The organism is Achromobacter semiaridum (assembly GCF_053543755.1).
The window spans coordinates 23,888-32,231 of record NZ_JBLVOL010000021.1; the positions used below are offsets into that span (position 1 = coordinate 23,888).

At 65.5% G+C, this 8,344-nt stretch carries 7 protein-coding genes; 2 read left to right on the plus strand and 5 right to left on the minus strand.

Annotated elements, in window-relative coordinates; genetic code table 11:
- Positions 1-257 precede the first annotated feature (257 nt).
- Positions 258-1,241 carry a Bug family tripartite tricarboxylate transporter substrate binding protein gene (locus tag ACNPP0_RS07270; protein ID WP_448705456.1) on the plus strand — a complete coding sequence of 328 codons (984 nt, stop codon included), beginning with the start codon at positions 258-260 and terminating at the stop codon, positions 1,239-1,241.
- A 103-nt stretch (positions 1,242-1,344) separates the two neighbouring features.
- Here the strand turns inward: ACNPP0_RS07270 and ACNPP0_RS07275 are convergent, their stop codons facing one another.
- From ACNPP0_RS07275 to tkt, 3 genes are all read right to left on the minus strand, one after another.
- The gene (locus ACNPP0_RS07275) at positions 1,345-2,541 is read right to left on the minus strand and encodes a phosphoglycerate kinase (protein ID WP_448705457.1); all 1,197 of its coding nucleotides are present in this window, start codon (positions 2,539-2,541) and stop codon (positions 1,345-1,347) included.
- Between the two features lie 93 nt (positions 2,542-2,634).
- Positions 2,635-3,645, minus strand: a complete 1,011-nt coding sequence (gene gap, locus ACNPP0_RS07280) for a type I glyceraldehyde-3-phosphate dehydrogenase (protein ID WP_046804368.1) — start codon at positions 3,643-3,645, stop codon at positions 2,635-2,637.
- Positions 3,646-3,659: 14 nt separating this feature from the next.
- Positions 3,660-5,696, minus strand: a complete 2,037-nt coding sequence (gene tkt / locus ACNPP0_RS07285; protein WP_448705459.1) for a transketolase — start codon at positions 5,694-5,696, stop codon at positions 3,660-3,662.
- Positions 5,697-5,913: 217 nt separating this feature from the next.
- Between tkt and ACNPP0_RS07290 the strand changes: the two genes are divergently transcribed.
- Positions 5,914-6,645, plus strand: coding sequence for a 16S rRNA (uracil(1498)-N(3))-methyltransferase (locus ACNPP0_RS07290; protein ID WP_448705461.1), 732 nt, complete (start codon positions 5,914-5,916; stop codon positions 6,643-6,645).
- A 55-nt stretch (positions 6,646-6,700) separates the two neighbouring features.
- On the opposite strand, the gene ACNPP0_RS07295 is transcribed toward ACNPP0_RS07290, so the two are convergent.
- Both ACNPP0_RS07295 and ACNPP0_RS07300 read right to left on the minus strand, forming a co-directional pair.
- Positions 6,701-7,168 (minus strand): barstar family protein, encoded by a 468-nt coding sequence (locus tag ACNPP0_RS07295; RefSeq protein WP_046804365.1) that lies wholly within the window; start codon positions 7,166-7,168, stop codon positions 6,701-6,703.
- A complete protein-coding gene (locus ACNPP0_RS07300; protein ID WP_448705529.1) occupies positions 7,165-8,331 on the minus strand; it encodes a patatin-like phospholipase family protein in 1,167 nt (388 codons plus the stop codon). Before ACNPP0_RS07300 ends, ACNPP0_RS07295 begins: the two co-directional genes overlap by 4 nt.
- Positions 8,332-8,344: the final 13 nt, after the last annotated feature.

Below are 8,344 nucleotides of genomic sequence, written 5' to 3' on the forward strand. Positions count from 1 at the left end.
GGCTTCAGATCAAGCGGCGGCCAAATCCGGCAGGCTTTTTCGCCGCCTTCAGAAAGACAAGCCAAAGACCGGAGAGTCCGTCACATTCCCAAAAGGAATGAAGATCGTTGCGTTTTTATCTCTTTTATCGAAAAGCGGGATTGCGTAGAGTCCTGCGCATAAGAAAAGCGGCGCCACGCCGCGCCATTGCACACCGACACGGCCTACCGCCCTTGCCTGCCCGGCGCGGACCCAAGGCCGGCATTTCAGGAGACTCCATGTCCTTGCCCTTCCTGCGGCGCGTCAGCCGCGCCCTGGTCCTGGCCGCGCTTGCCGCGGGCATCGCCCCCGCTGTCCACGCCCAGACTTACCCCGAACGCCCCATTAAGCTGGTGGTGCCCTGGCCCCCGGGCGGCGCCACCGATTCCCTGGCGCGCCTGCTGGCGCAGCGCCTGACCGATCGCCTGGGCCAGACGGTGATCGTGGACAACAAGGCGGGCGCGGGCGGCAATATCGGCACGGCGTCGTTCGTGCGCGAAAAGGCCGACGGCTACACGCTGCTGATGGCTACCAGTTCGACCAACGCGGCAAACCCCCATCTGTATTCCCGCCTGGGCTTCGATGCGTCCAAGGACTTTGCGCCTGTGGCGTTCGTGGCCGAGATCCCCAACATTCTTGAAGTGCCCAAGCAGTCGCCCTTCAAATCGTTGGCCGACCTGATCGCCGGCGCGAAGGCCGAGCCCGGCAAGCTGAACTATGGTTCGGGCGGCGTGGGGTCTTCGCAGCATCTGGCGGGTGCGATGTTCAAGCACCTGACCGGCGCCGACGTGCTGCACATTCCGTACAAGGGCAGTGGCCCCGCCGTGTCGGATCTGCTGGCTGGGCAGGTCGACATGATGCTGGACACCGGCTCGCTGGCACAGGTTCAGGCGGGCGCGTTGCGCGCGCTGGCCGTGGCGTCGCACCAGCGCTTGCCGGCGCTGCCGAACGTGCCCACGTTCGAGGAAGCGGGTGTGCCCAAGATGTATGCATCCGCCTGGTACGGCATCGTTGCCCCCGCCGGCACGCCGCCCGCCGTGGTGCAGCGCCTGAACCGGGAAGTGAACGCCGTGGTGGCCGATGCGCAAGTCAAGCAGCGCATGGAAAGCATGGGCGCGCTGGTGCCCGCCGGCCAGACGCCCGAGCAGTTCAGCGCCTTCATCCAGTCCGAAATCGCGCGATACGCGGACATTGTGAAGATCTCGGGCGCCAAGATGGAATAACGGCGACCTGGCGCGCAGACGAAAAAAAACGCCCCGCAAGGGGCGTTGTTGCATGCGGCCGCGCGCGGCAGCCGCCGCGACGCGGACGCCACCGCACCGCCGCCTACTTCGCGGCGCGCGCTTCCAGCACGGCCACGGCGGGCAGCGTCTTGCCTTCCAGGAACTCCAGGAACGCGCCGCCACCCGTCGAGATATAGCCAACCTGCTCGCCGATGCCGTACTTGGCGATGGCAGCCAGCGTGTCACCGCCGCCGGCGATGGAAAAACCATCCGATTCCGCGATCGCGCGCGCCACCACTTCGGTGCCGTTGGCGAACTGGTCGAATTCGAACACGCCCACCGGGCCGTTCCAGACGATGGTGCCGGCCTTCTTCAGGATCTCGGCCAGCTGCGCCGCGGTCTGCGGGCCGATGTCCAGGATCATGTCGTCTTCGGCTACGTCCGTGGCCGCCTTGACGGTGGCTTCGGCATCCGCGCCGAATGCCTTGGCGCACACCACGTCCACCGGAATCGGCACGGCCGCGCCGCGCTGCTTCATCATGTCGATCACGGCGCGCGCCTGCTCGACCTGGTCGGGTTCCGCCAGCGACTTGCCGATGGGCAAACCGGCGGCCAACAGGAACGTGTTGGCGATACCGCCGCCCACGACCAACTGGTCAACCTTGTCGGCCAGCGATTGCAGGATGGACAGCTTGGTGGACACCTTCGAGCCGCCCACGATGGCGACCAGGGGGCGCTTGGGTTCGTGCAGCGCACGTCCCAGGGCGTCAAGCTCGGCTTCCAGCAAGGGACCGGCGCAGGCCATGGGCGCAAAGCGCGCGATGCCGTGCGTGGTGGCTTCGGCGCGGTGGGCCGTGCCGAACGCGTCGTTGACATACACGTCGCACAGCGCGGCCATCTTCTTGGCCAGCGCTTCGTCATCTTTCTTTTCGCCGACGTTCACGCGGCAGTTTTCCAGCAGCACGACCTGGCCGTGATCGACCTGGACGCCATCGACCCAGTCGCGCACCAACTGCACGGGCATGCCCAGCAGTTCGGACAGGCGCTGGCCAACCTTGGCCAGCGAATCGGCGTCGGTCAGCACGCCTTCTTTCGGGCGGCCCAGGTGGGACGTAACCATTACGGCAGCGCCGGCGTCCAGCGCCAGGCGGATGCCGGGCACGGAGGCGCGGATGCGCGTGTCTTCGGAAATGCGGCCGGCGTCGTCGAACGGCACGTTCAAGTCGGCGCGGATGAACACACGCTTGCCGGACAGGGCACCGGACTTGGCCAGCGCGGACAGGGTATTGACCTTGGACATATTTGCTTTCCTACGATAGGCGAACAAAGGGGACGAACCCATTTTCCGCATTGGCGGAAAACAAATCCGTCCCCTATGGACTGACCGTGTTGCTTACTTGGCCGACATCAGCGCGACGGTGGTGTCGAGCATGCGGTTCGAGAAGCCCCACTCGTTGTCGTACCAGGACGAGACCTTGACCAGGCGACCCGAGACCTTGGTCAGCGACGCGTCAACGGTGCTGGAGGCCGGGTTGTGGTTGTAGTCCACCGAAACCAGGGGCTCGGTGTTGTAGTCCAGGATGCCCTTGAGCTCGCCTTCCGACGCGGCCTTCAGGATGCTGTTGACTTCTTCGGCGGTCGTGTCGCGGCTGGCCACGAACGACAGGTCGACCAGCGACACGTTGATGGTCGGGACGCGGATGGCGTAGCCGTCCAGCTTGCCGTTCAGTTCCGGCAGCACCAGGCCCACGGCAGCGGCAGCGCCGGTCTTCGTGGGGATCATGCTCATCGTGGCCGAACGCGCGCGGCGCAGGTCTTCGTGGTAGACGTCGGTCAGGACCTGGTCGTTGGTGTAGGCGTGAACGGTCGTCATCAGGCCGTTTTCCAGGCCCAGCTTGTCGTTCAGCGGCTTGACCAGCGGGGCCAGGCAGTTGGTGGTGCACGATGCGTTCGAGATGACCGTGTCGGTCGACTTGAGCACGCCGTGGTTCACGCCGAACACGATGGTGGCGTCCACATCCTTGCCGCCCGGGGCCGAGATGATGACTTTCTTGGCGCCGCCCTTGATGTGCGCGCCGGCCTTTTCCTTGGTCGTGAAGAAGCCCGTGCATTCCAGCACGACGTCAACCTTCAGGTCGCCCCAGGGCAGTTCAGCCGGGTTGCGGTTGGCCAGCACGCGGATCTTGTCACCGTTGACGACCATGAAGTCGCCGTCGACTTCGACGGTGCCCGGGAACTTGCCGTGGGCGGTGTCGTAGCGCGTCAGGTGCGCGTTCGTCTTGGGATCGCCCAGATCGTTGATGGCGACGATTTCGATATCGTGCTTCTTGCCACCTTCGTAGTGGGCACGCAGGATGTTGCGGCCGATGCGACCGTAACCGTTGATGGCGACGCGAATAGTCATACTAAGCTCCTTTTTTACAAAACCTGTTTGACGGTCTCGGCCACCTTGTCGGCGGTCAGCCCGAAGAACTTGAACAATGCGCCGGCCGGGGCGGATTCACCGTAGCGGTCGATACCAACCACGGCGCCTTCCAGGCCCACGTACTTGTGCCAGAACGCGGTCACGCCGGCTTCCACGGCCACGCGCGGCAGACCCTTGGGCAGCACGGATTGCTTCCAGGCGGCGTCCTGCTTGTCGAACACGTCGGTGCTGGGCATGGAAACCACGCGCACGGCGATGCCTTCCTTGGCCAGTTGGGCTTGCGCGTCCAGTGCAATGGCCACTTCCGAGCCGGTGGCGATGATGACGGCGCGGGCGCCTTCGGCATCGCGCAGCACATAGCCGCCGCGCGCAATGGCGTCCACGGTGGCGGCATCGCGCGGCACGAACGGCAGGTTCTGGCGCGACAGCAGCAGCGCGGTCGGGCCGCCGTCATGCACGTCCATGCCGATGCTGGTCGGGCGCGTCACGGCGGCGTTCCAGGCCACGGCGGTTTCAGCCGTATCGCAGGGGCGCCACAAAGACAGGTTGGGGATCAGGCGCAGGCTGGCGGCGTGCTCGATGGATTGGTGGGTCGGGCCGTCTTCGCCCAGGCCGATCGAATCGTGCGTGAACACGTGCACCACGCGCTGCTTCATCAACGCGGCCATGCGGATGGCGTTGCGCGAGTAGTCCGAGAACGTCAGGAAAGTGCCGCCGAACGGCAGGTAGCCGCCGTGCAGGGCCACGCCGTTCATGATGGCGGCCATGCCGAATTCGCGCACGCCGTAGTTGATGTGGCGGCCGAACTGAATGCCCTTGTCGCCGGCGCGAACGGCGCCCACGCCCTTCCAGTCGGTGAAGTTGGAACCGGTCAGGTCGGCGGAACCGCCCAGCATTTCGGGGAGCAACGGCGCCAGCGCGGCGATCGCGAATTGCGAAGCCTTGCGGGTGGCGACGGTTTCGGCCTTTTCCAGGGTCGAGGCCAGGAAAGCCTTGAACTGGTCGGCGTAGCCCTGGGGCATTTCGCCCTTCATGCGGCGCGTGAATTCAGCGGCTTCGGCGGGGAATGCGGCGCGGTAGGCGTCAAACGCGGCTTGCCATTCGGCTTGGGCGGCAGCGCCCGACTTGCGGCCATCCCAGCCGTCGTAAACGTCTTGCGGGATCTGGAACGGTTCCGACGACCAGCCCAGCGCGGCGCGCGTGGCGGCGATTTCGTCCTTGCCCAGCGGCGCGCCGTGCACGTTGTGCGTGCCGGCCATGTTGGGCGAACCCTTGCCGATAACGGTGCGGCAGATCACCAGCGTGGGCTTTTCCGACTGCGAACGCGCGGCCTTGATGGCGGCGTCCACGGCGGCGACGTCGTGGCCGTCTACGCCACGGATCACGTTCCAGCCGTAGCCTTCGAAACGCTTGGCGGTGTCGTCGGCAAACCAGTGTTCGACGTGGCCGTCGATGGAGATGCCGTTATCGTCATACAGCACCACCAGCTTGGACAGCTTGAGCGTGCCGGCCAGCGAGCACACCTCGTGCGAGATGCCTTCCATCAGGCAGCCGTCGCCCGTGAAGGCGTAGGTGTGGTGGTCGACGATGGTGTGGCCGGGCTTGTTGAATTCAGCGGCCAGCAGCGCTTCGGCCAGCGCCATGCCCACGGCGTTGCCCAGGCCCTGGCCCAGCGGGCCGGTGGTCGTTTCCACGCCCGGGGTGATGCCCACTTCGGGGTGACCCGGCGTCTTGGAATGCAGCTGGCGGAAATTCTTGAGTTCGTCGATCGACAGGTCGTAACCCGTCAGATGCAACAGCGCGTAGATCAGCATCGAGCCGTGGCCGTTGGACAGCACGAAGCGGTCGCGGTTGGCCCAGGCGGGGTCCTTCGGGTTGTGGCGCAGGTTGCCCGTCCACAAGGCCTGGGCGATTTCCGCCATGCCCATGGGAGCACCCGGATGCCCGGAGTTCGCTTGTTGCACAGCATCCATCGCGAGGGCGCGGATGGCATCCGCCAAGGCAAGTTTAGGGGCGGTCGGATTGCTCATTCGGAAGGCTCTTTGAAGCTGGCGCGCCTACGGGAAATATAGGGGCCAGTTGAGTGGGTTGCGAAGCAGACGATTTTAGCATCAGGGGATTTCCCTCACGCCATCGCCCTTAAGCGCGATGTAAACAAGCGTGTCCTCGGGAATCAAAGTGGTAGGCTACGCGCTCGAATAATCCGATTGCCCGCGCCCTCGTAGCCGCCCTCTTCGCCCGAACCTCATGTCCGCCCCCCGCTTTTTCTGCGACATCGCCCTTTCCGCCGGTACCCGCATCGCCTTGCCCGACGCCCTGGCGCACCACGCGCTGCGCGTGCTGCGCTTGAAAGCGGGCGAAACCGTTGTGCTGTTCAATGGCCAGGGCGGCGAATACCCGGCCGTGCTTGAAGTGGAGGGCAAGGCGGGCTACGCCACGCTAGGCGACTTCAACCCGCGCGAAGCCGAGCTTGCCGGGCGCATCACGCTTGTGCAGGGCTTGCCTTCCGGCGACAAGATGGACTGGGTGGTGGAAAAAGCGGTTGAGCTGGGCGCCGCCCGCGTCAGCCCGATTGCCGCGCAACGCAGCGTGTTGCAGTTATCGGGCCCTCGGCTGGACAAGCGCGTGGCGCATTGGCAGCGCATTGCGCAATCGGCCGGCGAACAATGCGGCCGTAACCGCCTGATGGCGGTGGATGCGCCGCAAAGCCTGGCTGATTGGCTGGCCCAGCCGGCGGACGGCCTGCGGCTGCTGTGTCACCCGGAAGCCAGCGACGATCTGGCCGGCAAGCTGCGCGCCACGCCCGGCTTGCAAGCGTTGACGTTGCTTGTGGGCCCCGAAGGGGGGTGGTCGGACAAGGAACTGGAACTAGCCCGCCAGGCCGGCGTGCAGGCCGTGCGCTTTGGTCCCCGCGTGCTGCGTACCGAAACGGCCGGGCTGGCGTTGCTGGCGGCAGTCAGCGCGTTGATGGGCTGGTAGCGCAAGGATGCGCGGTTGATTGTCCGCGCCCGCAGATAATCGTTTTCGGCCGCGGTTAATCGTTTTCGCCATAGGGCGCTGCGGCGATGCCGGGTTCCGGGTCGGGGTGGCGCCCCGCGTGTTCGATGACGAACGCAAAGATGCGGCCATTTTCACGCGCAAAGTCGGCAGCGTCCGAACACACGGTTTCAATTTTGGCGGCGTCTTCTTCCAGAACCGGATCGCCGGAGTGCAGGCGGTACAGCCACAACACCACGCCCGTCTTGTGGTCCAGGACCGTGTCGCACAGGCAGTCGTACAGCGCATCGAGGTTGCCGCCGAAGTACTCGGGGAAATCCACCGCCTTGACGATGGCGCGAAGCACCGCGGAACGGCTGCGGGCGGGGTCGCAGTTGGCAACGAACAAGGACAGGCCAAGCTCGTGCGAGGCGTCAACGACGGCCTTCTTGTCCAGCCCCTCATGAGGCAGCGCTCCCCCGCGCAGAAGCTGCTTCTGCAACGTAGATTGGCCATTGCGCGTCATGCCTGAGCCTCCTTGAAAAAGGCGATCACTTCTTCGTTACGCTGCATCGTATCGGCATAACCCAGTTCGATCAATCGCTTGGTGTAGCTGGATTCGAACAGCAGATACGACATCAGCGCACCGCCACCAGGACGGCCTGGGTCGGACGATACACCGAGTACGCGGAAAAGAGCACGGGCTTGCGCCGGCATGTCCTGCAAGTGCTCAAGCGCCATCGTGTCCAGCGACTGGCTGGGGGTGATGGTCAGCACCTGGATGCGGCGCACGTTGATCTGCGCGCCGTCCGGCGATGCGTGGTCCATCAGGTAGTTGATGCGTTCCAGGCGCTCGACGTCCACCGACAACCCATCCAGGAAGATGCTGGACAACGCATGCCCGCCTACCTGGGCCAGCGAAGGATACGGTGGGGAATCTTCGCGGTTCTCGGGATGGGTATCATCACGAAACCCCGTGCCGATCACCAGCACGCGATGGGCGCCCAGGTGGATTGCCGGGCTGATCGGCGCCAGTTGTCGCATGGAGCCGTCGCCGCACCACTCGCCCTTGCCGTGTACCGGCACCTGCCGCGCGGGAAAGACGAACGGGATGGACGACGAGGCCATCAGGTGGTCGATGCCGATAGGCGTGGGTATGGCCAGCCGCAAGTAGCGATGCCACGGTTCGATGGGCGTGTGCGCCTGGTAGAACGTCAGGTGCTCGCCGCTGGTGTAGCCCGACGCCGTGATCGCCAGCGCCGACAGCGACCCGCGCTCCAGGTTGCCGCGCAGGTGGTCGAAGTTCAGCACGCGGCCCAGCAGCGCTTCCATGGGGCTGTTGTCCAGCAGCGACTGCGGCCGCTTGCGCGTCAGCCCCGAATACATCCAGCCCAGCGCCAGCAACCCCAGCCAACGCACGCCCGTGCGAATCAGGCCGGGCGCGTCGGCGCGGTAAATCATGTCGGTGTTCAGCGACGACCACAACCGGCGGATGCGGCGCACACCCAGGTGCGGGCGGTCGGCGCGGCACGCCAGCGCGGCGGCGTTGATGGCCCCGGCCGAGGTGCCGCAGATGATGTCGAAGGGATTCTGAAAGCGCGAATGCCAGTCGGGGTCCAGCAAGTCCATGATGGCGCTCAGCACGCCCACCTGGTACGCGGCCCGCGCGCCCCCACCCGTCAGGACCAGACCGGTGGGCGGG